Below are 25,146 nucleotides of genomic sequence, written 5' to 3' on the forward strand. Positions count from 1 at the left end.
TGTCCAAGTCCATAATAGAAAACTATTCATTAACGGACGATGAACTGTGAAAAACGCATTTTCGCTTATAGACAAACCCACTTTTTTTGGCGCAATCGCGCTGCTCCTTTCGATTGTTTTCCCTTTAATTTTGTTTCCGGCTGAAGGTGCACAATGGATTGCCGTTGCTAAAACCTTTATGACTGACAAGCTCGGTTTCTTATACCTTGCACTAGGACTTGCCGCTTTTATTTTCATGATTTATGTCGTTTTTAGCGACATGGGCCAAATCAAGTTAGGCGATCCTGATGAAAAGCCAGAATTCACCACGGCATCGTGGGCCGCAATGCTGTTCTGTGGCGGCATCGGGGCAAGTATCCTCTATTGGGGCTGTATCGAATGGGCATACTATTACCAATCTCCTCCGTTTCAACTAGAGCCTGGTAGCGAAGAAGCTGTACGTTGGGCTGCAACTTACGGTCTGTTCCACTGGGGACCAATTGCCTGGTCTATCTACCTTATTCCTGCATTACCAATTGCGTACTTCTTCTACGTACGAAAACAACCCGTACTGAAAGTCTCCAGTGCATTGATGCCAGTACTTGGCGAAGAACGCAGCAAAGGTACCGCTGGCAAGATCGTTGACGTACTGTTTATCTTCGGTCTACTTGGCGGCGCAGCAACCAGTTTAGGCTTAGCTGCACCTTTGATCGGAGAAGGTCTGCATTACCTCTTCGGCATGCCTAAAAATACTTACAGTCAAGTGCTTGTATTGCTGATCTGTACTGCGATCTTTGCTTACTCCTCTTACGCAGGCATGGAAAAAGGCATCAAAGTACTAAGCAACATTAACTTCTGGGGAGCGATGGGACTACTAGCCTTTGTGTTGGCAGTAGGACCAACCATCTTCATGCTGGAGACTGGCTTAGATTCGATTGGTCGTATGTTATCTAACTTCTTTGTTATGGCGACATGGGCAGAGCCATTTGGTGGATACGGCACTTTTGACAACACACATTTCCCACAAGATTGGACCATCTTCTACTGGGCGTGGTGGCTAGTCTTCGCTCCAAGTATGGGACTGTTTGTCGCTCGCATTTCTCGCGGTCGTACCATCAAGCAGATGGTTTCCGGTTCCATCTTCTTTGGTTCACTGGGCTGCTTCCTATTTTTCATGATCTTAGGTAACTACGGCTTGTCTTTGCAGTTATCCGGAGAACTCGATGTCGTCGGCATTTTGAATGCCGAAGGCGCTACAGCAGCGATATTCTCGATGCTTGATGCATTACCGATGAGCTATTTTGTTATCGCTGTATTTACCTTGCTGTGCATCATTTTTACAGCGACGACTTTTGATTCGATTTCATACATTCTGGCCTCTGTTGTACAAAACAACGTAACTGAGGAGCCAATGCGTTGGAACCGAATGTTCTGGGCATTTACGTTGTCTTTCCTGCCTACTGTTCTGATGTTTATGGGGGGACTAAGCACCTTACAAACAGCGGCGATTGTTGGAGGCTTACCTCTACTTGGCATCTCAATTATGCTCATGGTGTCGGCTGTTCGAGCGACAACATTGGATATTCGACATCAGGAAGATTACATCGAACCAACCATTAATATTGAAGAGCTACCAGAGTTTGATCCTTGGTCAACAGAAGGGATGGCAATGGCTAGGTTTGAACGCGCACGAGACGCCGCTCAAGAAGCCGCGGAGCAAGAGCGTGACGCACTGGCACAATTGATGACACTGCGTAAACGCATCCGTGCTTTCGCTCTTGAACATAGTGACGACAATGATTTTGCCGATCATCACTTACCGCAGGATATGCAAGAGGAGTTGCAAGCCCTATTGGATAATGTGATGAAGGCAAAAGAGAGAAAACTCGAGTTATCGGAAACTGCCCAGCAATCCAGAGCCGAGTTTAATCAAATCGTGGCCCAAAGTACCTCTTACGCAGTGTAGCTTTAGCCCATGACTTTCAACTCCTAAACATAACTCAAAGCTCACTTCGGTGAGCTTTTTTGTGTCTGACGTAGTATGCGCCTGTGTATCTCATATGAATCTTTTGTGACGGTAGTATTTTTGTCATAAATCCTTGTTGTAATTCGAGCGCTTTTATAAATAAGGAATATACAATGAAGCACTTAGCGACCCCAATCGTCACAGCAGTGGCGGCATCTACGCTCTCTTTCAGCGCTCTGTCGGCAGAGATCAAAAACGTTATCTTAATGATTGGCGATGGTATGGGACCTCAACAAGTCGGTTTGCTTGAGACCTACGCGAATCATGCACCTAATTCAATCTACAAAGGCGAAACCACCGCACTTTATAAACTGGCACAGGAAGGTGTTATTGGTTCATCGTTAACCAACCCTGAAGATGCCATTGTGGTGGATTCTGCTTGTTCTGCAACCATGCTTGCCACTGGCATTCCAACCGCTTCTGAAGTAATTGGTATCGACAGTCAAGGCAACCACGTTGAAACGATCTTAGAAAAAGCTAAGGCAAAAGGTAAAGCGACAGGTCTTGTTTCCGACACTCGAATGACGCACGCGACCCCAGCCGCTTTCGCCTCGCACCAACCTCACCGCTCACTAGAAAACAGTATTGCCGTCGACATGCTAGAGACGGGTGTTGATGTCATGCTTTCTGGCGGTCTTCGTCATTGGATCCCAAAATCTACCAACGACAAAGGCGACACATATAAGCAACTTGAAAAGCTCACCCAAGGCGATGTTTACCTAAAATCAAAGCGTAAAGATGAGCGCAACTTGCTGACAGAAGCGCAACAGCAAGGCTACAGCTTAGCGTTTAATCGCGACATGTTAGAAAACGCTAAAGGAGAAAAAGTTCTTGGTCTATTTGCTTACTCAGGAATGAACGATGGCATTGCTTACAGCCATAGCAAAAATGACCCGAAACGCACCCAACCATCCCTTAAAGAGATGACAGAAAAAGCACTGGATGTGCTATCAAAAGACAAAGATGGCTTCTTTTTAATGGTAGAAGGCGGTCAAATTGACTGGGCAGGTCACAGCAACGATGCAGGTACCATGCTTCATGAGTTGATCAAATTTGATGAAGCCGTCAATTCCGTTTATGAATGGGCGAAAGGTCGTGAAGATACGCTAGTAATCGTCACTGCCGACCATGAAACAGGCTCTTTTGGCTTCAGCTACTCCTCAGCAAACCTTCCTAAACCAGAAAAGCGCAGTGGCGAAGCTTTTGCTAAGCGTGATTACGCACCAAACTTCAACTTTGGTCAGTTTGACATTCTCGATGGACTCTACAATCAAAAACAAAGCTACTACGGTATGATCAGCGAGTTCCAAAAACTCGATAAAGCGCAGCAAACGCCAGAGAAGTTAGCAGAAATCGTGAATGCAAGTAGCGACTTTGCCATTACTCCGGAGCAAGCTGAGCGCGTATTGGCAAGTAAGCCAAACCCTTACCGACTGGCAAGCCACAAGTACCTGAGTGAAGAGAATGTTCCAGCAATCAATGATTTTGATGCTTTTTTCCCATACAACGATCGCGGAAACTTGTTGGCTCGAGAACAAGCGACCAAACAAAATACAGTGTGGGGAACGGGTACACACACGCATACGCCGGTCAATGTATTCGCTTGGGGACCTGCGGGGACCATCCTGCCAGTATCAAAGATCATGCATCACTCACAACTGGGCGAATACCTCATTCAACAAATTAAATAATTTCCGCTCTGCACTTACTTTCATCTTCTGATGAAACTTCAACGCCCTCGTTTGAGGGCGTTTTTTTACATTGAAACGGTTGACGCTTCGCGCTTCGCGCTCCACTATTTGCCAAATATTTATAAAAATGACCAATGCTATGTGTGAAATATTTGCCAAACAGCCCCAGGAAAATTATCAGTTTGTGACCCGTTCGATTCGTATTGATGGCCATGCAACCAGTGTGAAGCTCGAATCAAGTTTCTGGCTAACACTAGAAGAAATTGCCTCAGCACAAGACATGACGGTACCAAAATTCATCAGTACTGTTTACCAAGAAGCGCTGGAACACAACGGTGAAGTCAACAACTTTGCTTCCCTACTTCGCTGCGCTTGCCTCACCTACGCCCGCCAACCTCAGGCAACGATTGGAAGAGCTTTGAGCGAGCAACACTGATCCCTGCATTTTATTGTCGTACCTGAGTACTACCCATTGCGCGTCGAAACTGACTAGTCTAGGCGCACGATTAAGGAGTACTCATGACAAAAATAATTCATACCATGATCCGCGTAAGCGATCTGGAGCGTTCTCTTAAGTTCTACCGCGACGCACTTGAGCTAGAAATCAAAGACCAATACGTATTCGACGGCTTTTCTCTTACTTACCTAGCGAACTCAGAAACAGGGTTCGAACTTGAACTGACTCACAATCATGACCAAAGCGAACCGTACACTCACGGCTCGGGTTATGGTCACCTTGCGGTGAGTGTTGAAGACATTGAAGCCGCACACCGACGCTTAACATCACTTGATATTGAGGCAAGTGATATCAAGGTGTTTGACCATCAGCAAAAACACTTAGCAACCTTCTTCTTCGTCACCGATCCTGACGGTTACAAAATCGAATTCTTACAACGACAAGGTCGTTACCTTTAATAACAACAAAGAAGTAAACATAACTATGATTCATTTAACTGCTGCATTTCACGCAAAACCAGAACACACATCGACACTTAAGCAGACACTAGAAGCTATGTTAGTGCCAACTCGTAATGAAGAAGGATGCGTGCGTTACCAACTTTTCCAAGACAAAAATGACGCTTGCCAATTTTTGTTCCAAGAGCAATTTGCTGACCAAGCGGCTTTTGACCAACACTGTAATACTGAACATTTCCAAGCTCTGCTTAGTACTATCGATGGTTTACTAGCTAGTGAGCCAAAAATCACCTTCTTTGAAGAGCTATAAGCGTTAAAGCACAAAAATAAAAAAGGCACTCAAGTGAGTGCCTTTAGTTTCTGTTGAGAGAGTTACGCGTCTTTCTTGTCGACCATATGTAAATGAACATCTTGTTGCGGGAAAGGAATCGAAATACCTTCGCGGTCAAAACGCAATTTCACTTCTTTTGTCACATCCCAGTACACATCCCAATAATCGTCGGTTTTCACCCAAGGGCGAACAATAAAATCAACCGATGATGTATTTAGCGTATGAACCTTGATGTTTGGCTCTGGTGAGCGAAGCACTGAAGGGTGAGACGTGACTATATCATTCAGAACTTCTTCTGCTTTTAGCAGATCATCGGCATAGCCAATACCAAAGACCATATCAACTCGACGAATACGCTCGTGCGTCACGTTCTTAATCACATCGCCCCAAATCTTGCTGTTTGGCACAATGATAATTTGGTTATCGAATGTACGAATCGTAGTATTCACCAAACTCATGTGGCTTACCTTACCGTCAACACCACCCGCGTATACGAAATCGCCAACATCAAATGGGCGATAGATCAGCAGCATCATGCCTGCCGCAAAATTCGATAATGTATCTTGTAGGGCAAAACCAATGATCACACCGGCGATACCGAAACCAGTTAGGATTGGAGCAAGGTTTAAACCGATTTGAGACAAACCGACCATGATACCGATGATCCATACCGCCTTGCCCGACATCGAAATAAAGAAATCTTGCATCAAATGCGACAATTTCAAATTCTTAGAGGCTACCGTTTTACTCACGACTTTTCGGGTTAACTTCGCCAATGAACGAGCAATCAATAAGATCAGGGCAAAGACAAAAAGCTGGAAAACATGCTGTGGCGCATTCTCCGCGAACCAATCTACCGCAGAGTTCGACCAATGACTCAGGATAGACAGAATGACTTTTGAGTTCAGAAGATCATGGGTGATGCTACCTGTCACTTCAAATATCTGACGTTTATACTCAGACGTCTCCAGCCCTACTTTGTCACCAATCGAAATTAATTTGCGAAGGCTATCGGTAGCAATATTAAGGCGTTGTTTAAGGATCAGTTGGCTCAGTTGTAAAGACGCTTTTTCAGATTCTGGGCTGGAAGAGACTTGTGAACCGATGATTTCGCTTTGCTGGTTGAGGTACTCGATAGACGCAGATAGCAGACGCATACGCTTATCTACGCCCTCTTTAAACTCAGCATCAGCATCTTCGTCTTGAACGTCTAACTTCTTCAACCAGTTTAAATTTTGCCAACTCGATTCATAACTTACATCCAAATACTGTTGCAGCTCACGATAGCTATTGATTAAAGAAAGCTTATCTTCGTCTTTTGACTTATTGATTTCCTCATTCAGCGCTTTGATTTTGTCATCGAGATAAACCACGGCACCTTCTGAGTACTTCTCTTGAGTTTGTACGAGCTCAATCAACTTCTCATGAGGAATGGACTTATTACTGATCGCAGTAGCGAGACGACTTCTCAGTTCTTCGTTTTTCTGGAAAAGCTGTAGTTGAAGTGCATCGCGTTCGTCTCCACTAGCTAACTTTAAACTTTCAGATAAGTCGAGAATATCTCGGTTAATATTATCAATAGCCTTCTCTGCTGCAGAAACTTTTGGCATATCTACTGTGGTCTCAACGCTTTCCGTTGCTTGTACAATGAAGGGGCTCATTGTCAGAGTCAGCAGAGCCATTAAAACCAACCATGGAGTCAAACGCACTTTAAAGGGAGATAGTAACGTCATTTTTACCTCGTAAGAGACAATCCCAATCAACACGATCGAGAAATGGAATGTAAATCCTTGAAATTAGATGATCTAAGTTTACAACACGAATTCGCAAACCGAGCAGCATTTAGTAAATTAAGCGTCAAAATTCATAATCAATGTCCATTATTTACTCTGTTTTATTCGCCATTAGCTCAAACCTATGACAAGGTCCATTGTGTTGATATTGATACAAACTGAAGATTAGGTGTGTATCACCGTCGCCACAAATACAGCACCTGAGTAAGAATGGACTATGATTGAACGGAGTGAACGCTAATTGTTTCATCAATAAGGAGAAATCATGGGTTTTCTATCTTGGATCATTCTGGGCTTGATAGCCGGAGCACTCGCTAAGTGGCTGATGCCAGGCAATGATGGCGGCGGTTGGATCGCGACTATGGTGTTGGGCATTGCTGGTGCCTTCGTAGGCGGATTCTTGGGAAGCTTTGTCGGGCTGGGCGGTGCTGATGGCGTAAATATCGGCAGCATCATCACCGCCACATTAGGCGCGTTTGTATTGTTGTTTGTCTACAACCGCTTCTTGAAAAATTAGGCGATTTCCCCCAATAACAAACAAGCCTTTCACTCACATGAAAGGCTTGTTTTTATTCCGATATTATCGATTAGGGTGATTTAAGATATGGTCTTCCCAGTCCACCACGTCTATCTCGTACACCACTTTGTTTCTGACACTTTCGCCAGCAGCATGCATCGCTGACTTGGAACCCGTTATCAGTGGGTGCCATTCTGGTAGTGGTTGGTCCTCTGCGAGCAAACGGTAGGCACAAGTGTGCGGTAGCCAAGTAAAGTCATCAATATCTTCACGTGTTAGCTTGGTGCACTCTTCCCCTGAAGTGAAACGATTCGGGTAATCTTTGCATGAACACGTTTTACTGTTCAGCCAACTGCAAGCAACATTGGTGTAATAAATTTCGTCCGTATCTTCATCCATTAGCTTGTGTAGACAGCACTTGCCACACCCATCACAGAGAGATTCCCATTCTTCTTCTGTCATGTTCTCTAACGATTTACTTTGCCAAAATGGAGTGCTCATACGCTTACTACTTATTACTGAGTGGGAATGAATTGGGTGCGTTTTATACCCCTCTGGGCATCAAAATTCAAGTCTTACGGTGTGAGTGAAGTGATAGGAATATTGAGTAAGATTTGTTCGCATTTAGCAATGCGATCATATTGCGATGAATTTACGCGCGCCTCTTCCAATCTGGCGAGAAATGTCCATAATGCCCCCTTCATTTTTACGAGGGCTTTAAGATGGATTGTCGATTAGGTTGTGGGGCATGCTGCATAGCACCGAGCATCTCTTCCCCGATTCCAGGCATGCCAAATGGCAAACCAGCAGGTAAACGTTGTATCCAATTAAATGACGATAATCTGTGTAAGCTGTTCGGAAAACCAGAACGCCCGAAAGTTTGCCACGACTTCAAACCATGTCCGGTTGTGTGTGGCAAAACAAATCAGGAAGCGTTAAACAACATTACAGAATTAGAGCAACTCACTTAATCGTTCCCCAGCTCTCTTAGGTACAGGTAGATCGTATCGCGTGAGATACCGAGATGATTTGCCACCATCAAAACCGCATCTTTGTATTTGAAAATACCCAGCCCTTGCAAACGGGTGACCAGTTCTCGGTTACGTTTGGATGGTGTGATCGCTTCATTCATCCACACTTCTGATTGAACAGTTTCAATCGTACTAATGATGGTCTCATCAATATTACGCGCGAATGTCTCAGGTGAACGCGCTCCTGTACAACATTCGTTTTGCTGTTGCGGCATAATTGAACGCAAGAAATCTTGCATTGGTACGTCCATGTCCACGTTAATACACAGCAATCCGATCGGTTTATTTTTAGGGTTGCGAACTATCGTGGTAATGGAGTGCAAGGTCTTTCCACTCGCCGTTTTCGTTAAATACGAGTCTGAAACGTCATTGCCCTCTAACAGCTTCATTCTTGCTAAGTTGGTAATCGGTGCACCTTCACCACGTTCAGTAATGTGACCATTGGCAATTTTGATAATTTCCGGTGCTTCCGCATCAAGGCTGTGAAGAACGACTTCGGTGTGCTCACCATACATGCGTGCAATACCATCCACGACGTTCTTCATTGAATTCAAAATATCTAAATCACTTTTAGTGAGTTTCTTAAGCAGCAATGTTACTTCCCTTAGCAAAAACGTTGAGGCTAGGCTGACATAATATCGATAATAGATTTGTCAGTATACGGCATACCGAGTCTAACCATCGAGCCTACATTTCTAATCGTTTGTTCGACTTCGTTACCTACTATACCTTGATTCTTCACGCTGTGGTTACCCATAGCCATCAAATATGAGCGTACTGCGGTGGTTGAGGAAGTGCAGACTTTCATCGCGCAGGACGATTTCGCTCCATCACATACCATGCCCGAACTGTCGCTAATCACGTTCTGAATCGCATAACATGACTGCTCAAACGAACCTCCCGCCAAATATACTAGCGCCATAGAAGCTGCGGCGCTGGTGACGGTATTACCACAAAACGCCGATAGCGGTGGGTAGTACGATTTAATGTAAATCGCACCTAAGTGACTCATGATTAACGCACGAGCTAATTGCTCTTCAGTACTTTGGAAAACCTCTGCTGCAATGACCACTGGCATAGTAGCCGCGATACCTTGGTTACCACTGCCAAAGTTACTCATGGCTGGTAGCGTAGCTCCCCCCATACGTGCATCCGAGGCGGCAGAGGTCATCATTTGGATACGGCTCATCAAATCATTACCAAGCAACCCTTGCTCGATATTACCTTTTAATGTACGACCGATCTCCAATCCATAACCATTATCGATACCCTCTTGCGCTAATGAGCTGTTGAGCTCGGCCGCTTGTAGGATAAATTTGATCTCTTCAAAAGGCGCTTTAAGTGCAAAGTCGTAGATTTGTTTGATAGAGATGTCCACACCTTCACAAACAGACCCAGTTGCAACTCGTTGCTGTTGGGGCGCATCAAATGTCACTTTGCCATTGTGAGCGATCTGAATAATGTTGGTATGTCCACCACTGATTGTCACTGATACCGTGTCTTCTCCAGCAGCCATGGTGACGCTGCAAAAGATGAATTCTTGGGTATCAATGCGCGCAACGCTAACGCGCTCTTCATCAATCAGTTGTTGAGCAGCAGTCACATTGTCTTGATTAATATGGGCAAGAACTTCCAATTCGGCATTAGGGTCGCCGGCCAACGCACCTACAGATGCGGCAATCTTTAGACCAATCTTTCCGGTTCCAGGGACATAAACTCCCATTGAGTTTTTAAATAGATTGTCAGAGACACGGACTTCTATCATCTCTGGGGTCTGGCATCCAAGCTCACGTTTTGCAACTGCTGCCGCGTATGCAGCAGCAATGGGTTCTGTACATCCGAGTGCAGGTTTTACAACTTGCTTAATGATTTGGATATATTGGTTCCATTGCTGATTCATGTTTTTTCTCCGTATTACTTTTTGCAAGCAATCGCTTCAACTTCAATCAATACGCCTAGCGGAAGATCTTTTACCGCAAAGCAGCTGCGCGCAGGACACTCTTTATTAAAGAACTCAGCATAGACTTTATTAAACTCAGCAAAGTCTCTGATGTTCGCCAAATAACAAGTTGTTTTCAAAACAGTGTCAATGCTGCCACCGCCTGCTTCTAAGACGTGTTTTAGGTTCGTCAAAGATTGATGACTCTGAGCAGTAATGCCCCCCTCAACTACTTTGCCTACTGCACTATCAACTGGCAGTTGACCAGACGTAAAAATCAAGTCTCCGTAAGCAGTGCCGTGCGAATAAGGGCCAATAGCAGCTGGAGCGTGCTCTGAAGTAATCAATTCTTTCATGTTAATCCTCACATAATTTTTAGTTTTAATAAGAAAACTCTTAAATAAGTTTTCATTTCAAAGCTATTCTTTCAACTATATGCGAATACAACAACTACTTCAGATCACATAAACCGATCTTTTTTCAGATTTTATTGAGTATTTTTGCCGAGATCTCAAATTTATCTGAATTTTCCAAAAAAAAATTGTTGTTGTTCTTTTTCTCAAATAGATTTGAGAAAAATTCATACTAACAAAGAGACAACGACAATGAGCGTTACTGTACCTACACAAACTCTTCCAATAACCAAAGAGCCGCCTCACGTTAAGGCGGGAATGACCGTAGAAGAATGGAAAGCCGCAACCAAGTTTGACAGCACAGACTGGGGTTGGGTGATCATGAGTATCGGCATGGCAATCGGTGCTGGTATTGTTTTTCTTCCTGTAAAAGTTGGTGTACTGGGCATTTGGGTATTCCTTGCTTCGGCAGTTATTGGTTACCCTGCCATGTACTTATTCCAACGATTATTCATTAACACCTTATCGACGTCACCAAAATGCCAAGACTACGCTGGTGTCATTTCAGGGTACCTAGGAAATAAATGGGGGGCTCTGTTGGGGATACTCTACTTCATCATGCTGGTGATTTGGGTGTTCGTTTACTCCACAGCAATCAACAATGACTCAGCCTCTTTCCTACATAGCTTTGGCATCACTAAGGGGCTATTGTCGGAAAACCCGCTGTATGGTCTTGCTTTAGTTTGTGCTTTAGTGGCCATCGCGTCACGTGGTGAAAAGATCTTATTTAAAGTGAGCACTGGTCTGGTTTTGATCAAGTTATGTACCGTTGCCTTACTTGGCGTGATGATGATTGAAAAGTGGGACTTTGCTAACGTCGGCTCTGTACCTGCGGCAGGTGCAGGTTTGAAAGACGCCATTGAACTATTGCCCTTCACTCTTACTTCAATCTTGTTTATTCAAAGCTTGAGCCCAATGGTTATCTCTTACCGCTCTAAAGAAAAATCAATTGAGGTTGCGCGTTTTAAAGCGATGCGTGCGATGAAGATTGCTTTCGGTATTCTGTTTGTCACCGTGTTCTTCTATGCAATCTCGTTCACCCTTGCGATGTCTCACGATCAAGCAGTAAAAGCAGCTGAAGAGAACATCTCTGCATTAGCGATGGTCGCACAGGGTATGGACGGGACAACATTGAAATTGCTTAGCTTAATGTTGAACATTTTCTCTGTTATGACGGCGTTCTTTGGGGTGTACCTAGGGTTCCGCGATTCTTGCCAAGGTCTTGCAATGCTGGCTCTTAAGAAAGTCATGCCTGAAGAGCAGATTAACCGTAATTTGGTAACCAAAGGCATCATTCTATTTGCTATTTTGATGGCTTGGGGCGCTATCGTGTTGAACTTGCCAGTATTGAGTTTTACTTCAATATGTAGCCCGATCTTTGGTTTGATTGGTTGTTTGATCCCTGCGTACTTGGTGTATCAAGTTCCTTCACTGCATAAATACAAAGGTGCTTCACTCTACCTAATCATTGCGACAGGTATTCTACTGTGTATCTCACCTTTCATCGCATTTAGTTAACCCTTCCTCTCACCTCGGTTATTCGTCTTCATGATGATGACCGAGGTTCTCTACGTTTCCACTTCATAGAGTATTTCGTTTCATATCTGAGACAAAAACCCGCCGATCTGGTTATTCGCTTAATTTCCGTGCTTCGAATCACACTTTTCTGACAATTCTCTACTATGTTCAGCGGGTAATCTAAATCCGAAATAGGAAACAACATGAATAAATACATGGCAGAGGTTTTTGGTACTTTTTGGTTAGTGCTTGGTGGTTGCGGCAGTGCGGTATTAGCTGCAGGCTTTCCAGATATTGGCATCGGTCTACTAGGTGTTTCTCTTGCGTTCGGCTTAACCGTACTCACCATGGCATTTGCGATTGGTCATATCTCAGGTTGTCATTTAAACCCAGCTGTAACAGTCGGTTTATGGGCTGGCGGTCGTTTTGATACCAAAGACGTTATCCCTTATATCATCGCACAAGTGATTGGTGGCGTGATTGCAGGCGGTGTGCTCTACGTTATTGCAACAGGTCAAGCTGGCTTTGATGTAGTTGGTTCTGGCTTCGCATCAAATGGCTACGGTGAACATTCTCCAGGTCAGTACTCAATGGTAGCAGCACTTGTAACAGAAGTTGTGATGACAATGATGTTCCTTATCGTGATCATGGGCGCGACCGACAAACGTGCTCCTCAGGGATTTGCACCTATCGCGATTGGCCTATGTTTAACCCTGATTCACTTGATCAGTATCCCTGTAACGAATACATCCGTTAACCCTGCGCGTAGTACTGGTGTTGCCGTATTTGTTGGCGATTGGGCAGTTTCTCAGCTTTGGCTATTCTGGGTAGCACCAATTGTTGGTGGTATCTTAGGTGCGCTTATCTATAAGAATCTTCTAGGTGTAGAATCAAACGACTAATTGATTATCAAACCGCAAGATCAAAAAAGCCGCTGAATTCAGCGGCTTTTTTATTAAATCTTGTGTCGACCTAAGAGTGAGTGTGACAAGGTTGTCCCATCTACGAGCTCAAGCTCCCCACCTACAGGTACACCATGTGCGATGCGGCTGGCGTCGACTTGGTGTTCTTTACATAATTCTGCAATGTAGTGTGCTGTTGCTTCCCCTTCTACCGTAGGGTTGGTAGCAAGGATCACTTCAGAAATATCACCTCGGCGCAGACGGTAGTCAAGAACATCAAGACCAATATCACTTGGACCAATTCCGTCCAGCGGTGATAAGTGCCCCATAAGTACAAAGTATCGACCTGAGTATTGACCGGTCGCTTCTACTGCAGCGATGTCTGCCGGGCTTTCTACTACACAAATTTGACCGTTTTCTTGGCGTTTTGGGTTAGTACAAATATGGCAAATTTCTTCTTCAGTGAAGGTACGACACTCGGTGCAATGACCGATTTCTGTCATTGCTTGGCTCAGCGCGTCTGCTAGTTGCAGACCGCCTTTTCTATCACGCTGTAACAAATGAAAGGCCATACGTTGCGCCGACTTGGGACCTACCCCAGGTAGACAACGTAAGGCCTCCATCAATTGTTCCAGCATATGACTGGTACGCATTGAAAATCCGCTTAGTTAGAATTCAGCAGATTAGAATGGCATTTTCATACCTGGTGGTAGTTGCATACCGCCAGTTACAGAAGCCATTTTCTCTTTTTGAGTCTCTTCAACGCGACGTGCTGCATCGTTGAATGCTGCAGCGATTAGATCTTCTAGCATCTCTTTGTCGTCTTCCATCAGACTTTCATCGATTTCTACACGACGCACACTGTGACTGCCAGTGATTGTAACTTTAACTAGACCAGCACCAGACTCGCCAGTTACTTCCATATTCGCGATTTCTTCTTGAAGCTTTTGCATGCGATCTTGCATTTGCTGGGCTTGCTTCATTAGGTTGCCCATACCGCCTTTACCAAACATGTTTATCTCTCTGGTTTAATTAGGTGTTGCATCTGTTAATGGGGTTATCACTTTACGTTTTCAACCCCATTCCGTTCAATTTTTAGATAGGGCGTACACTATCTTTATCAAGCTCTGCTGTAAATCGACGTTCGATGAACTGTACGTGTGGATCGTTTTCTAAACTGATCAGAGCCTGTTGTAATTTCTCTTGGTAGAGCCTATCTCTTAACTCTAGCGGGGTTTCACCATTTTCACCGACATCAATGCTTAAATGGCACTCTTCCCCTAGCACTGTATTGAGAGCATTTAATAACTCGCTCTGCGCTCTATCGGTGTTGAGGTGAGCTTGATTGCCTCTTAATTGTAGTGAAACCGTTGAACCTTCTTTATCAAAGTGCGAGTTCAAAGCCAATTGTTCCACCAATTTAGGTGTGTCCATTTGGCTAATTAGATTCGCCCATTCACTTCTTTCTAGAGATTCATCCACCAGCTTTTGCGCCATTTCTGGCGTTTTTTCATGTTCTAACGCTTGTTTGAGCTGCGTCGGTGTCAGTTCCGTATTGGCTTTCTTTTCGACCGGTTTTGTTGGTCGCCAACGGTATGCCTCATCCTCTGGCTCTTGATTTTCAGCTTGAGGAGTAGATTTAGGCGACACCTGTGCAGAATTGCCATGCAATTGCGCTAAACGGTCAATAACCGATTCTTTTTGTGCAGGTGCCGCTTTAGGCTTTTTTGGACCACCAGTCGGAGCCGTTGCTTGTTGTTGTCCTTGACGCTGTGAGCGCAGTTGATGGCGTAAACCACTCAAATTACCGCGAGAAAGCGCACTTTGTTGTGGCTGAGACTGTTGAGGAGCGTGCTGCGTTGGCGCAGGATTCTCACTCATTGGTGGAGCCATGTCATATTGCGGTGGTGCCATATCGTATCCACCCTGATACTCAGGTTGATACTGTGGCGCTTCGTTCTGCGTCGCTGGTTGGCTCATCGGTTGAGAAGCTGCATGCTGTGGCGCTGATTGCGCTGGGCGGCTTTGCATCTGCTGCATTGGCGCTTGTGCTGCAGGTGTTTGTTGCTTCGATGGCTGCAGTTGAGGTGATTGCTGCTGTGGAGCAATTTGTGGTTGGCTCACTGTCGCAGTCGGCGCGACTTGAGGCTGCGATGAGGTAGAAATTACGTTTGCGTTGTTATTTGCTGACGGACGGAATGCCATCATACGCAATACAATCATTTCCATGCCGACGCGACCATTTGGTGACATCGTCAGGTCTTCACGACCTTTCAAGGCGATCTGGTAGTAAAGCTGAACATCTTGCGGTGTCAGAGCTTTACTTAATAATTCAATTTTTTCAGCATCAGGCTGCGATTGGTCCAAAGTCGAAGGCAGAGCTTGGTGCATCGCAACACGATGAAGCTGAGAAGCTAATTGCTGTAGTAACCCATCCCACTCTACACCATTTGATGCGAGTAGTTGGATTTTATCCATCGCTTGTTGAGGTTGCTTACTACTGATTGATTCCAGCAAATGGATAGCTTGGTCTGTATCAATCGTACCCAGCATATGGCTAACGATGTCAGTTTGAATCGTACCGTTACCAAGGGCGATAGCTTGGTCAGTTAAGCTCAGTGCATCGCGCATACTGCCATCTGCAGCGTGCGAGATCATGCCAAGTGCTCTTGCTTCTGCAGAGACTTGTTCTTTTTCCAGAATATGGTCAAGTTGCTGATGGATATCATCAACACTGATTGGCTTAAGATGGAACTGCAAACAACGTGACAAAATCGTCACTGGCAGTTTCTGTGGATCTGTCGTTGCCAACAAGAACTTCACATACTCTGGCGGCTCTTCCAATGTCTTTAACAGCGCGTTGAAAGAGTGACGCGAAAGCATGTGTACCTCATCGATGAGGTACACTTTAAAACGTCCGCGCGCGGGTTTGTATTGAACGTTGTCTAACAGTTCACGAGTATCTTCAACTTTAGTACGAGAAGCTGCGTCGATTTCAAGTAAGTCTACAAAGCGACCCTCATCAATCTCACGACAAGTATCACATTTCCCACAAGGGTTAGCAGTGATCCCTGTTTCGCAGTTCAAGCCCTTAGCAAACAGGCGGCCAATTGACGTTTTACCAACGCCTCGCGTGCCACTGAATAGGTACGCATGGTGTAAGCGATTTTGCGCTAACGCGTTTTCCAGAGCAGTTAAGACATGACTTTGTCCAACCACTTGATCAAACTTGTTAGGACGCCATTTTCGCGCTAAAGCTAAATAACTCATTGAATGTATTAGTGTCCTTCAAACTCGCAAATGCTGTATACGTTAAGACCTAGACCTTCTAGGCGCTTATCACCACCAATTTCTGGTAGGTTAATAACGAACGCAGCGTGCTCTAATTCACCGCCAAGCTGACGGATCAGTTTTGTTGTTGCTTCGATTGTACCGCCAGTCGCTAGCAGATCGTCAACAACCAATACTTTATCGCCTTCTACGATTGCATCAGTATGAATCTCTAGCGTATCCACACCGTACTCAAGCTCATAAGATTGAGCCACAGTAGGACGAGGTAGTTTGCCTGGCTTACGCACAGGGACAAAACCCACACCCAGTTCAAGTGCTAGAGGCGCACCAAATAGGAAACCACGAGCTTCTGTGCCGACCACTTTCGTGAAGCCCATGTCTTTGTAACGTTCAACTAATAGGTTAATCGTTGCTTGGTACGCTTTTGCGTCTTCCAGTAGGCTAGTTACGTCGCGGAAAAGAATGCCTGGTTTTGGGTAATCTTGGATGCTTTTGATGCTAGATTTGATCAGCGAAATTGTTTCTGTAGTCATAATACCGATTTACTTAGATTGGCTCATCACCCTCTGTTCTTATCGCAGTATATATGAGGGCAATAAACAATAGGTTTTCAGCGCGACGTACTCATTATTTTAAAAGTTACAGGCGCTGAAAATACAAACGCCCACTCGAAGAGCGGGCACACTATTCTCTACAATCTTAGTGATTTTCTTCTCGGTCAGCAACCAGCTCAGTCACAGGTAGACGCATAAACCAGCTCAGTAAAACGATTAGCATCACTAAAAGCGCAATTTTTACCCAGACAATGGGAGCAACCAGAATAGATACGGTAAAACTGAGCACGATAAATACAGCACCACGCTGCTTCACTTTTCGTGTAACCGCTCGGTGTTTGTGCCAGTTTTCTAACATAGGTCCGAACGTTTTATGCTCATGCAGCCAACGATGAAAAGCAGGACTACCACGCATAAAACAGGCGCTGGCTAATAGAATAAAAGGTGTGGTGGGAAGTAATGGAAGGACGATACCAGCAATGCCAAGTATCATGCAGAGTCCACCAGCAATATTGAAAAAGTAACGCTTAATACGAATGGTGGACTCCGAAAAACAATCGTTTAATTAAAAACCTGCGTAACCGTTCAGTACGCGAATCCAGGTTAGCGTTGCAGGTAAAGTTGGGATCAAAAGAACTGCAATGAAACCTAAAAAGTAAAAAATATTATAAGGCTCTTTAAAATCTTTGTCTGCCATGATGCTTCTTCTCACTTGTTGACTTAGCTTTCTCCCAATCACATATCGTTAAATTATCGTTACGCAAATGGGTCATTATTGTTTTAAGCGCTGACTATACCTTAAACAGCAAACGCTAAACACCAACAAAAAGTAAGGCTATTGTGAGAATGATTATTAATAAGATATAGGATTTTAAACAATAAAAAAAGCAGCACATGAGTGCTGCTCGTGAATTTCTGAATTCATTACATTAAACGATTCAATCGTACAATGTTTAGGCTAAAGTTTGAGGTTCCTAAGCAGCCAATTGAAAGCTGCCCACCTGTGGTAATTGGAAGTTCGCGGGTAATAAAATTCTTCATACTACCATCACCAAGACGATTGCCGGCCGCGATGTGTTGATTAACATGTCCATCAGACCACTGACTGTCCAGACCTGCCGGCAATATAGAGACTGACGATGATGCTAAATCAGCCACGCCGAACACTGCATTTACTGCACCTGCACACTCTGAACATTGTATGCCCTTTTCAATGATCTCAACCATGTCTTTAAGATCGGCACTAAAGCTTTTTAAGTTGCGTAGATAATCATCAAACAGAGCTCTCACCAGTAATGTGGTTGCTACGCCGTCTTGCTGTAGTGAAGCCGAATCCACAAGGTAGAAAGCAAATTGCCCGTTCATTAACCATCGGTAGTCAAACACCAATGGCATCACGTCTGTCGATTGCAGTAATCGGTACGAGCACTTCCAATCTCCCTGAGAGGTGTCTTTCTCAGGCAATAGAGCGTGCAACAAATCACGCGCTGCATTCGGGTTTTGCTGTAGATACTCAAGATGCCAATGAAGCTCTTGGTCATCTGGCATCTCTCCACCATCATCAACTCGGAACCACTGGCTCGAAAAATCTCGTTGTTCAGCAAAGTGGCAGTCCGAATCTTCCAGCGTATTGTCAATCGCTTGAGAGAGATGGTGATAGTTTCCAATAGGTTTTGGTAGGAAGTCTTTGATACCAAATCGAAGCGCTTTTGCCACGTCAGACATTTCGTCTGTACCTGACACCACGATCAATGGCATCGATGGATATTCTAGGCTTACTTCCTCCACAAACTCGATTCCGTCTAAAACGGGCATGGATAAGTCGCATAAGACAAGGTCAGGCTCGCACTCACGCAATTGCTGCAGTGCTTCTAAACCGTTTTCAGCTTCTACTACCTTGTAACCCTGACTTTCTAAATAGGCACTAGTTACTCTACGAAATATGGGGTCATCGTCCACCAACATGATGAGCTTGTGGTTGACCACTTCCTGCGCCGAGACCATTGCCGTTTGACCGTGAGTCTTAAACATACCTTTGCACCTCACAAAGCTCAGTCAAAAAACAAATTTATACGTTATTATTTTTGTTGTATTCACATCTTACAAAACGTTGTGCAGCAAGACGTCAGGCCCTTTCACCTTGTTATAAACCGTAGCCTTAAATTGACGTTTATACAAATATTCCATGGTTTATCAGTATTTACTAAGAGCGTCCTGCTGTGTTCAAATGGTGCAACATGTTGACTTAAAGCAAACTTTGATCACAAAGTTAATTATAAATTAGCCATAAACGGTAATTTAATGTGTCTGGAAATATGAAATTAGATGATCTAAACCTGTTTCGATTGGTTGTCGAAAATGGGAGCTATACCGCAACTTCGCGAAAAACCATGATTCCGGTGGCAACCATCACCCGACGCATTCAAGCGCTAGAAGACTCTGTCAATCTTCGATTGCTGAACCGTCATGCGCGTAAGCTTTCTCTCACTGAAGCTGGAGAACGCTTTTACCATGAATGCTCACCTCTGCTGCAACGCCTAACCTCGACAGCTGAGGAAATTACGGATGACTGCCGCGGTGCATCGGGCAAAATCAAAATTTCTGCGCCGTACAATCTGACGAAGCGCATGATGATGCCAATGTTCAATTCGTTCATGAAGCAGTACCCAGATATCAACATTGAGTTGACGACGGAAAGCAATGCGGATCAACTTGATCCGACCGAATGGGACGTAATCTTCCGTGTTGGTCCGCAACGTGATTCAAGTCTGATTGCACGCAAAATTGGTGAAGTAAAAGATATTTTGGTTGCAAGCCCTGACTACTTAACGGCGAACCCAGCTCCAAATCACGCTGAGGAGCTTTCTAACCACTCTTTGCTAAAAGGCTCACCGCTTATCAAGTGGACACTGATTAACAGCAAAGGAGAGTCTGTGGTGAACGTAGAGCGCGGTCGTTTTCAAGCAAACGCACTCAACGTGGTTCGTAGCTCTTGTTCAGAAGGTTTAGGCATTACTTTGATGCCTGACGTGATGATCAAAGAGTACATCGAAAGCGGCGATCTTGTGCGCGTACTACCAGATTGGAGCGCAAACCCGCGTGACATCTACATGCTGTACAACCACAAAGACCACTTACCTGAAAAGGTACGCTTATTCATCGACTTCGTGATTGCTTACAACATTCACTAAGCTAAAAACATAAGCCGATAGAAAACAAAAACCAGAGCCGAAGCTCTGGTTTTTTTATCTCTTGAGAAATGCGATTTAAGCGCCTTCGTTGTGCAACTCTAAGTTTGCTAGGTCTTGCTGGATTTCGCGCTGTGTTTTCGCATCATCGTTGCGCAGACCATCAAGGAAATCCAGATATTGCTGGTCAATATCACCCGTCACGTACTCACCGTTAAATACGGATGTATCAAACGTAGTGATGTCTTGGTTACCAAGACCAACTGCCTCGACTAAATCATCGAGACGTTGATAAATCAGAGCATCCGCACCGATTTGCTTGCAGATGGTCTCGTTATCGCGTCCATGAGCAATCAGTTCTGTTGCGCTTGGCATGTCGATACCGTAAACATTCGGGAAACGAACTTCTGGCGCGGCAGAAACCATAAACACTTTGTTCGCACCGGAATCACGAGCCATCTCAATGATCTGCTCTGAAGTCGTACCACGTACGATAGAGTCATCGACTAGCAGGACATTTTTGCCCTTGAACTCGGAGCGGATCGCATTGAGCTTGCGACGTACCGACTTCTTACGTTGCTGTTGTCCCGGCATGATAAAGGTACGACCTACGTAACGGTTTTTCACAAAACCTTGGCGGTATGGCTTATCAATCGCTTGAGCAATTTGCAGTGCGATATCGCAAGACGTTTCTGGAATAGGAATAACCACGTCGATGTCTAAATCTGCGTAGTCTTCGCTGATACGCTCACCGAGCTTCTTACCCATTTCAACACGAGCACTGTACACTGAAATCTTATCGATGAATGAATCTGGACGAGCAAAGTAAACGAACTCAAAAATACATGGGTTCAGCTTAGGGTTGTCAGCACACTGCTTAGTGTATAGCTCACCGTCAAATGTCGCGTAAATTGCCTCACCAGGCGCCACGTCGCGAACAAAATCGAAGCCAACAGCATCCAATGCGACAGATTCTGACGCCACCATATACTCTGTTCTGCCGTTTACTTCTCGCTTGCCAAGACAAAGAGGACGAATGCCGTGAGGGTCACGAAATGCAATCATACCGTGACCAATGATCATCGCTGTTACTGCGTATGCACCGCGAATAGTGCGATGCACATTAGTCACCGCGCGGAACACGTCTTCAGAAGTCACGTTACCTTTAACGGTGTCAATTTCATGAGCCAGTACATTAAGTAACACTTCTGAGTCTGAAGTGGTGTTGATATGGCGGCGGTCTTTTTCAAACAGTTTCTGACGAACTTCATGAGCGTTTGTCAGGTTACCGTTGTGGGCAAGTGTAATACCGAAAGGAGAGTTTACGTAGAAAGGTTGAGCTTCTGAGGCGCTTGAGCTACCTGCAGTAGGGTAACGAACATGACCAATACCCACCTCACCTTGCAAGCGTTGCATGTGTCTTGCTTCGAACACATCCTTCACTAAACCGTTCGCCTTGCGCAGACGAAAACGATTGCTTTCTATGGTACAAATACCAGCGGCATCTTGGCCACGATGCTGTAACACCGTTAACGCGTCATAAATAGACTGGTTTACAGGCGTTGTGCCCACGATTCCAACAATACCACACATGTCCTAATCCTCGATTTGCGACAGTAGCTGGCACTACTAGATAGTGCCAGACAGAAAACTTGATGTTGCTTTTAAATGCTCGAAGAATGGGGCGATGATACGGCTGAACTCAGGGACCAACTGTGACTCTTTCCACCAATCCGAGCTTGGGAATGCAGTAAACGCATCCATAAAAAACAGCACCGCAGAAACAATCAGTACTCCGCGTAAACCACCAAACACCACACCGAGAATTCGATCGGTTCCTGATAGCCCTGTTTTTTGTACCAGTTGACCAATGACGTAATTCACCACTGCACCAACCACTAGGGTTGCGACGAATAACGCCGCAATTGCGGCTCCGTTTCGAAACATTTCATCTTCGATGTTGGTGAAGTACACCGCCAATTTGGCGTAGTAGTTACTGGAGATAAAAAATGCTCCGAACCAAATCACCAAAGACAAAGCTTCTTTAGCAAAACCGCGAACTAAACTGATCAGAGCTGAAAATCCGATCACACCTAAAATGACAAAATCTAACCAATTCATGTTTTCTTCATCTTAAGTTGGCGCGCATTTTAACAGAAAAAATGCTGACGCAAACGTTTTCTTATGGATTTAATGGCTTAAATTTAAGCAATTGACCTTTTGAGCCTGTAATTTTTTGTAATTCCTTGACCTGTCGTTCAAGTTTACTTTTTGATACATCAGGACCAACAATTACTCGAGTAAAGGTATTCTCTTTTTTTACATGAGCTTGATACCCGCGCTTCTGTAAATCCTCTACCAATGCAACTGCATTCTCATGATTTTTCAGTGCCATCAATTGAATGATCCAAGCCGAATCCTCATATTGATTTTTTTCTTCAACCGGACGAACAGCGACCTCTACCTTTTCAGGCTGCTTGTTCGCGTGTTCAGGTTGAGTAGCAGGCTCTGTTTTTGGTACAGAAACGTCAACTGGAGACACTTCAGATTCATCCACCGTCGCAGTTACCGGAGATTCTGGTAACGAAACGTTGTCTTCTTCAGGTTCCAAGATTTCAAAGTTTTCCACATCGCTATCAAGTTCTGGTTTGATAGGAATGCTGGCAAACTCTTCTTTGTAGTGCAGTTTCTTACCATCTAGGACGTCAGGGAGCACAATGACCCCCACCGCTACTAGAATGATGGTGCCGACTAAACGACTTTGGAATTTACTTGCCATCAAATTACCTTTGATTACTCATTATTTGATTGCCAATGCTCCAACACCTCGCCCACAGTATGGAAGGAACCAACCACCAAAATGACATCGTCGTGAGCTGCGTGAGTCTTCGCGCTCTCAAACGCCTCTACTGGAGCTTGGAACTCAACTTGACCTTGAGGTAAGTATTGGCACAGTTCATCTGCTGTCGCTGCTCGTGGACCTGTCAGCGATGCTGGATACCATTGCGTTGCAATTGGAGTTAATGCTTCGATTGTTGCTTTGATGTCTTTATCGTGCAGCATAGCAACCACAACGTGGATGTTCTTATCCGCATATTGACGTTTCACCTTCTCAACCAAGTATTCAGCTGAATGAGGGTTGTGTGCAACATCAAGGACGATTTCCGGACCCGTTTGCAAAACCTGCATTCGGCCAGCCAAGCGAGCATTATTCAAGCCATTAACGATATTAATGTCAGTGATTTGCAATTCTGACGCGCCGAGAGCCATTAACGCTGTTGCTGCATTCGGTAACGGTAGAGATGGCAATGGCAGATCTTCTAAATCAAATGCGCCACTGCTCCACTTCCAACCTTTCTCAGTTACCTGGTAATCAAATTGAATACCGACTTGGAAAAACTCAGCTTGAATATCATCAGCATGGGCAGCAACCGTCGCCGGCGGTGTTGGCTGACCACAAATTGCAGGCTTGCCCGCACGGTAAATACCGGCTTTCTCGAAGCCAATCACATTGATGTCATCGCCCAGCCAATCAACATGGTCGATAGCCAAGCTAGTGATCACAGACACGTCATGGTCAACCACATTAGTCGCGTCCAAGCGTCCACCTAGGCCAACTTCTAACAGGACCACATCCACTTTCTCAACTTGGAAAATACGAAGTGCCGCTAACGTACCAAATTCAAACAAACTTAGGCTTATCTCGCCGCGCTGTTTTTCGATGTAATCGAACGCCTCACAGTGTTTGCTATCTTCTGCATCGACGCCATTGATACGTACTCGCTCATTGTAGCGAATCAGGTGTGGTGAACTGTAAACACCGACAGAATAACCGGCATCTAATAGAATGGCTTCCATCAACGCACATGTTGAGCCCTTGCCATTGGTGCCGGCAACAGTAATCACAGTAGGAGCTGGTTTGGTAAGGTTAGCCTTTTGCGCTACCGCTTGAACGCGGTCTAAGCCAAGGTCAATCGCTGAAGTGTGGAGATTTGTTAAATAATCAAGCCACATCGTTAGAGGAGATGTGGCTTGAGGAATAGAGTTTTGGGTCATCTAACTTTAACCATTAATTTCTTTGGTTTTTATGTTAGTTGATACTTTACCCTTTTTCGTCCGCTTCTGGTACAGAATATGGCTCTTCATTTGGAGATTCGTTAACCGAAACCACCATAGGAGACTTGTGGTTAGTTAGCTTAGCTACTAGACCACCCACACGCTGACGCATTTCACGACGGTCAACGATCATATCGATCGCACCGTGCTCAAGAAGGAACTCGCTACGTTGGAAGCCTTCAGGAAGATCTTCACGTACTGTCTGTTCAATTACACGGCGACCAGCAAAGCCGATAAGTGCTTTAGGTTCACCAATGTTGATGTCACCTAGCATTGCCAAACTTGCTGATACACCGCCCATTGTTGGGTCAGTCAGTACAGAGATGAATGGCAAGCCTTTTTCAGAAAGACGCTCAAGTGCCGCACTGGTTTTCGCCATTTGCATTAGAGACATCAACGCCTCCTGCATACGCGCACCACCACTTGCTGAGAAACAAACAAGTGCACAGTTGTTTTCAATTGCTGCTTCTACTGCTTTTACAAAGCGCGCACCAACAACAGAGCCCATTGAACCGCCCATGAAAGAGAACTCAAAAGCACACGCCACTAGTGGCATGCCCAACAATTCACCTTGCATTACGATCAGTGCATCTTTCTCACCACTACTCTTTTGTGCAGCGGAGATACGCTCTTTGTAGCGTTTAGAATCTTTAAACTTCAGTTTATCTTGCGGCTCAAGCTCAGTACCAAGTTCCACACGGTTACCTTCATCTAGGAATGTTTCTAGACGACGGCGCGCTTTCATACGCATGTGATGGTTACACTTAGGACAAACTTCTAGGTTACGCTCAAGCTCAGCGTGGTATAAAACCTGCTCACAAGAAGTACATTTGGTCCACACGCCTTCAGGAATAGAAGCTTTACGTGAACTTACTAGGTTGCTTTTCTCTAAAATCTTTTCAAGCCAACTCATGGAAGACCTTTTCTCTCAACTCTTCCGCT

At 44.8% G+C, this 25,146-nt stretch carries 27 protein-coding genes; 10 read left to right on the plus strand and 17 right to left on the minus strand.

What is annotated here, in order from left to right; genetic code table 11:
• Positions 1-46: 46 nt before the first annotated feature.
• The 5 genes from OH463_RS20500 (at position 47) to OH463_RS20520 (ending at position 4,921) form a co-directional block, all read left to right on the plus strand.
• Positions 47-1,945, plus strand: coding sequence for a BCCT family transporter (locus OH463_RS20500; RefSeq protein WP_005452055.1), 1,899 nt, complete (start codon positions 47-49; stop codon positions 1,943-1,945).
• Between the two features lie 173 nt (positions 1,946-2,118).
• Positions 2,119-3,696 (plus strand): alkaline phosphatase, encoded by a 1,578-nt coding sequence (locus OH463_RS20505; RefSeq protein ID WP_005452058.1) that lies wholly within the window; start codon positions 2,119-2,121, stop codon positions 3,694-3,696.
• A gap of 139 nt (positions 3,697-3,835) precedes the next feature.
• Complete coding sequence (locus OH463_RS20510; protein WP_017189336.1) at positions 3,836-4,132, plus strand: ribbon-helix-helix domain-containing protein; 297 nt, start codon at positions 3,836-3,838, stop codon at positions 4,130-4,132.
• An 83-nt stretch (positions 4,133-4,215) separates the two neighbouring features.
• Positions 4,216-4,611, plus strand: coding sequence for a VOC family protein (locus tag OH463_RS20515; protein WP_005452061.1), 396 nt, complete (start codon positions 4,216-4,218; stop codon positions 4,609-4,611).
• Positions 4,612-4,636: 25 nt separating this feature from the next.
• Entirely contained in the window at positions 4,637-4,921 is a 285-nt protein-coding gene (locus OH463_RS20520; protein ID WP_269992448.1) for a putative quinol monooxygenase, read from the plus strand.
• Between the two features lie 62 nt (positions 4,922-4,983).
• Here OH463_RS20520 and OH463_RS20525 read toward each other — a convergent pair whose 3' ends face one another.
• Entirely contained in the window at positions 4,984-6,675 is a 1,692-nt protein-coding gene (locus tag OH463_RS20525) for a mechanosensitive ion channel family protein (protein WP_005452065.1), read from the minus strand.
• A gap of 325 nt (positions 6,676-7,000) precedes the next feature.
• Here OH463_RS20525 and OH463_RS20530 point away from each other — a divergent pair, with 325 nt between their 5' ends.
• Positions 7,001-7,252 (plus strand): GlsB/YeaQ/YmgE family stress response membrane protein, encoded by a 252-nt coding sequence (locus tag OH463_RS20530; RefSeq protein ID WP_005452067.1) that lies wholly within the window; start codon positions 7,001-7,003, stop codon positions 7,250-7,252.
• Positions 7,253-7,315: 63 nt separating this feature from the next.
• On the opposite strand, the gene OH463_RS20535 is transcribed toward OH463_RS20530, so the two are convergent.
• Positions 7,316-7,753 carry a YcgN family cysteine cluster protein gene (locus OH463_RS20535; protein WP_005452070.1) on the minus strand — a complete coding sequence of 146 codons (438 nt, stop codon included), beginning with the start codon at positions 7,751-7,753 and terminating at the stop codon, positions 7,316-7,318.
• 221 nt (positions 7,754-7,974) lie between these two features.
• Between OH463_RS20535 and OH463_RS20540 the strand changes: the two genes are divergently transcribed.
• Positions 7,975-8,223 (plus strand): YkgJ family cysteine cluster protein, encoded by a 249-nt coding sequence (locus tag OH463_RS20540; protein ID WP_269992451.1) that lies wholly within the window; start codon positions 7,975-7,977, stop codon positions 8,221-8,223.
• On the opposite strand, the gene OH463_RS20545 is transcribed toward OH463_RS20540, so the two are convergent.
• The 3 genes from OH463_RS20545 to OH463_RS20555 are packed head-to-tail and all read right to left on the minus strand — an operon-like array spanning position 8,220 to position 10,578.
• Positions 8,220-8,876 carry a helix-turn-helix transcriptional regulator gene (locus tag OH463_RS20545; protein WP_005452072.1) on the minus strand — a complete coding sequence of 219 codons (657 nt, stop codon included), beginning with the start codon at positions 8,874-8,876 and terminating at the stop codon, positions 8,220-8,222. The genes OH463_RS20540 and OH463_RS20545 overlap by 4 nt on opposite strands.
• Positions 8,877-8,905: 29 nt before the next feature.
• Entirely contained in the window at positions 8,906-10,183 is a 1,278-nt protein-coding gene (locus OH463_RS20550; RefSeq protein ID WP_269992453.1) for an L-cysteine desulfidase family protein, read from the minus strand.
• A 14-nt stretch (positions 10,184-10,197) separates the two neighbouring features.
• Positions 10,198-10,578, minus strand: a complete 381-nt coding sequence (locus tag OH463_RS20555; protein ID WP_269992455.1) for a RidA family protein — start codon at positions 10,576-10,578, stop codon at positions 10,198-10,200.
• A 315-nt stretch (positions 10,579-10,893) separates the two neighbouring features.
• Between OH463_RS20555 and OH463_RS20560 the strand changes: the two genes are divergently transcribed.
• Together OH463_RS20560 and aqpZ are read left to right on the plus strand one after the other, a co-directional pair.
• On the plus strand, positions 10,894-12,153 hold the full coding sequence (locus OH463_RS20560) for an amino acid permease (protein ID WP_005452078.1): 1,260 nt from the start codon (positions 10,894-10,896) through the stop codon (positions 12,151-12,153).
• 203 nt (positions 12,154-12,356) lie between these two features.
• Positions 12,357-13,055 (plus strand): aquaporin Z, encoded by a 699-nt coding sequence (aqpZ, locus tag OH463_RS20565; RefSeq protein WP_009698545.1) that lies wholly within the window; start codon positions 12,357-12,359, stop codon positions 13,053-13,055.
• A gap of 53 nt (positions 13,056-13,108) precedes the next feature.
• Here the strand turns inward: aqpZ and recR are convergent, their stop codons facing one another.
• The 7 genes from recR to OH463_RS20600 all read right to left on the minus strand — a co-directional run bounded on the left by recR (position 13,109) and on the right by OH463_RS20600 (position 18,931).
• Positions 13,109-13,708, minus strand: coding sequence for a recombination mediator RecR (recR, locus tag OH463_RS20570; RefSeq protein ID WP_017817816.1), 600 nt, complete (start codon positions 13,706-13,708; stop codon positions 13,109-13,111).
• 30 nt (positions 13,709-13,738) lie between these two features.
• Positions 13,739-14,068, minus strand: a complete 330-nt coding sequence (locus tag OH463_RS20575; RefSeq protein ID WP_005432961.1) for a YbaB/EbfC family nucleoid-associated protein — start codon at positions 14,066-14,068, stop codon at positions 13,739-13,741.
• Positions 14,069-14,150: 82 nt separating this feature from the next.
• A complete protein-coding gene (gene dnaX, locus OH463_RS20580) occupies positions 14,151-16,325 on the minus strand; it encodes a DNA polymerase III subunit gamma/tau (protein WP_269992457.1) in 2,175 nt (724 codons plus the stop codon).
• A gap of 8 nt (positions 16,326-16,333) precedes the next feature.
• Positions 16,334-16,879, minus strand: a complete 546-nt coding sequence (apt, locus tag OH463_RS20585) for an adenine phosphoribosyltransferase (RefSeq protein ID WP_005452085.1) — start codon at positions 16,877-16,879, stop codon at positions 16,334-16,336.
• 166 nt (positions 16,880-17,045) lie between these two features.
• Positions 17,046-17,432 (minus strand): YbaN family protein, encoded by a 387-nt coding sequence (locus OH463_RS20590; protein WP_269992499.1) that lies wholly within the window; start codon positions 17,430-17,432, stop codon positions 17,046-17,048.
• Positions 17,433-17,465: 33 nt separating this feature from the next.
• Positions 17,466-17,597: a hypothetical protein gene (locus tag OH463_RS20595; protein ID WP_005452089.1), complete on the minus strand. Its 132-nt coding sequence runs from the start codon at positions 17,595-17,597 to the stop codon at positions 17,466-17,468.
• Between the two features lie 227 nt (positions 17,598-17,824).
• Entirely contained in the window at positions 17,825-18,931 is a 1,107-nt protein-coding gene (locus tag OH463_RS20600) for a response regulator (protein WP_269992460.1), read from the minus strand.
• Between the two features lie 284 nt (positions 18,932-19,215).
• Between OH463_RS20600 and OH463_RS20605 the strand changes: the two genes are divergently transcribed.
• Entirely contained in the window at positions 19,216-20,091 is an 876-nt protein-coding gene (locus OH463_RS20605) for a LysR family transcriptional regulator (RefSeq protein ID WP_005452091.1), read from the plus strand.
• Between the two features lie 75 nt (positions 20,092-20,166).
• Here the strand turns inward: OH463_RS20605 and purF are convergent, their stop codons facing one another.
• The 5 genes from purF to accD all read right to left on the minus strand — a co-directional run bounded on the left by purF (position 20,167) and on the right by accD (position 25,117).
• Entirely contained in the window at positions 20,167-21,681 is a 1,515-nt protein-coding gene (purF, locus tag OH463_RS20610; RefSeq protein WP_009698549.1) for an amidophosphoribosyltransferase, read from the minus strand.
• Positions 21,682-21,717: 36 nt separating this feature from the next.
• Complete coding sequence (locus OH463_RS20615) at positions 21,718-22,209, minus strand: CvpA family protein (protein ID WP_005432921.1); 492 nt, start codon at positions 22,207-22,209, stop codon at positions 21,718-21,720.
• 61 nt (positions 22,210-22,270) lie between these two features.
• On the minus strand, positions 22,271-22,867 hold the full coding sequence (locus tag OH463_RS20620; protein ID WP_005452093.1) for an SPOR domain-containing protein: 597 nt from the start codon (positions 22,865-22,867) through the stop codon (positions 22,271-22,273).
• A 14-nt stretch (positions 22,868-22,881) separates the two neighbouring features.
• Positions 22,882-24,144, minus strand: coding sequence for a bifunctional tetrahydrofolate synthase/dihydrofolate synthase (gene folC, locus OH463_RS20625; RefSeq protein WP_050908530.1), 1,263 nt, complete (start codon positions 24,142-24,144; stop codon positions 22,882-22,884).
• Between the two features lie 46 nt (positions 24,145-24,190).
• Positions 24,191-25,117, minus strand: coding sequence for an acetyl-CoA carboxylase, carboxyltransferase subunit beta (gene accD, locus OH463_RS20630; protein ID WP_005452095.1), 927 nt, complete (start codon positions 25,115-25,117; stop codon positions 24,191-24,193).
• Positions 25,118-25,146: the final 29 nt, after the last annotated feature.

Source organism: Vibrio sp. NFR (assembly GCF_027587095.1).
GTDB classification, from domain to species: domain Bacteria; phylum Pseudomonadota; class Gammaproteobacteria; order Enterobacterales; family Vibrionaceae; genus Vibrio; species Vibrio harveyi.

Coding starts and splice junctions, on each gene's coding strand:
- OH463_RS20505 (WP_005452058.1), top strand. CDS start 2,119: ATGAAGCACTTAGCGACCCCAATCGTCACAGCAGTGGCGGCATCTACG.
- OH463_RS20510 (WP_017189336.1), top strand. CDS start 3,836: ATGTGTGAAATATTTGCCAAACAGCCCCAGGAAAATTATCAGTTTGTG.
- OH463_RS20515 (WP_005452061.1), top strand. CDS start 4,216: ATGACAAAAATAATTCATACCATGATCCGCGTAAGCGATCTGGAGCGT.
- OH463_RS20520 (WP_269992448.1), top strand. CDS start 4,637: ATGATTCATTTAACTGCTGCATTTCACGCAAAACCAGAACACACATCG.
- OH463_RS20525 (WP_005452065.1), bottom strand. CDS start 6,675: ATGACGTTACTATCTCCCTTTAAAGTGCGTTTGACTCCATGGTTGGTT.
- OH463_RS20530 (WP_005452067.1), top strand. CDS start 7,001: ATGGGTTTTCTATCTTGGATCATTCTGGGCTTGATAGCCGGAGCACTC.
- OH463_RS20535 (WP_005452070.1), bottom strand. CDS start 7,753: ATGAGCACTCCATTTTGGCAAAGTAAATCGTTAGAGAACATGACAGAA.
- OH463_RS20540 (WP_269992451.1), top strand. CDS start 7,975: ATGGATTGTCGATTAGGTTGTGGGGCATGCTGCATAGCACCGAGCATC.
- OH463_RS20550 (WP_269992453.1), bottom strand. CDS start 10,183: ATGAATCAGCAATGGAACCAATATATCCAAATCATTAAGCAAGTTGTA.
- OH463_RS20555 (WP_269992455.1), bottom strand. CDS start 10,578: ATGAAAGAATTGATTACTTCAGAGCACGCTCCAGCTGCTATTGGCCCT.
- OH463_RS20560 (WP_005452078.1), top strand. CDS start 10,894: ATGACCGTAGAAGAATGGAAAGCCGCAACCAAGTTTGACAGCACAGAC.
- aqpZ (WP_009698545.1), top strand. CDS start 12,357: ATGAATAAATACATGGCAGAGGTTTTTGGTACTTTTTGGTTAGTGCTT.
- recR (WP_017817816.1), bottom strand. CDS start 13,708: ATGCGTACCAGTCATATGCTGGAACAATTGATGGAGGCCTTACGTTGT.
- OH463_RS20575 (WP_005432961.1), bottom strand. CDS start 14,068: ATGTTTGGTAAAGGCGGTATGGGCAACCTAATGAAGCAAGCCCAGCAA.
- dnaX (WP_269992457.1), bottom strand. CDS start 16,325: ATGAGTTATTTAGCTTTAGCGCGAAAATGGCGTCCTAACAAGTTTGAT.
- apt (WP_005452085.1), bottom strand. CDS start 16,879: ATGACTACAGAAACAATTTCGCTGATCAAATCTAGCATCAAAAGCATC.
- OH463_RS20595 (WP_005452089.1), bottom strand. CDS start 17,597: ATGGCAGACAAAGATTTTAAAGAGCCTTATAATATTTTTTACTTTTTA.
- OH463_RS20600 (WP_269992460.1), bottom strand. CDS start 18,931: ATGTTTAAGACTCACGGTCAAACGGCAATGGTCTCGGCGCAGGAAGTG.
- OH463_RS20605 (WP_005452091.1), top strand. CDS start 19,216: ATGAAATTAGATGATCTAAACCTGTTTCGATTGGTTGTCGAAAATGGG.
- purF (WP_009698549.1), bottom strand. CDS start 21,681: ATGTGTGGTATTGTTGGAATCGTGGGCACAACGCCTGTAAACCAGTCT.
- OH463_RS20615 (WP_005432921.1), bottom strand. CDS start 22,209: ATGAATTGGTTAGATTTTGTCATTTTAGGTGTGATCGGATTTTCAGCT.
- OH463_RS20620 (WP_005452093.1), bottom strand. CDS start 22,867: ATGGCAAGTAAATTCCAAAGTCGTTTAGTCGGCACCATCATTCTAGTA.
- folC (WP_050908530.1), bottom strand. CDS start 24,144: ATGACCCAAAACTCTATTCCTCAAGCCACATCTCCTCTAACGATGTGG.
- accD (WP_005452095.1), bottom strand. CDS start 25,117: ATGAGTTGGCTTGAAAAGATTTTAGAGAAAAGCAACCTAGTAAGTTCA.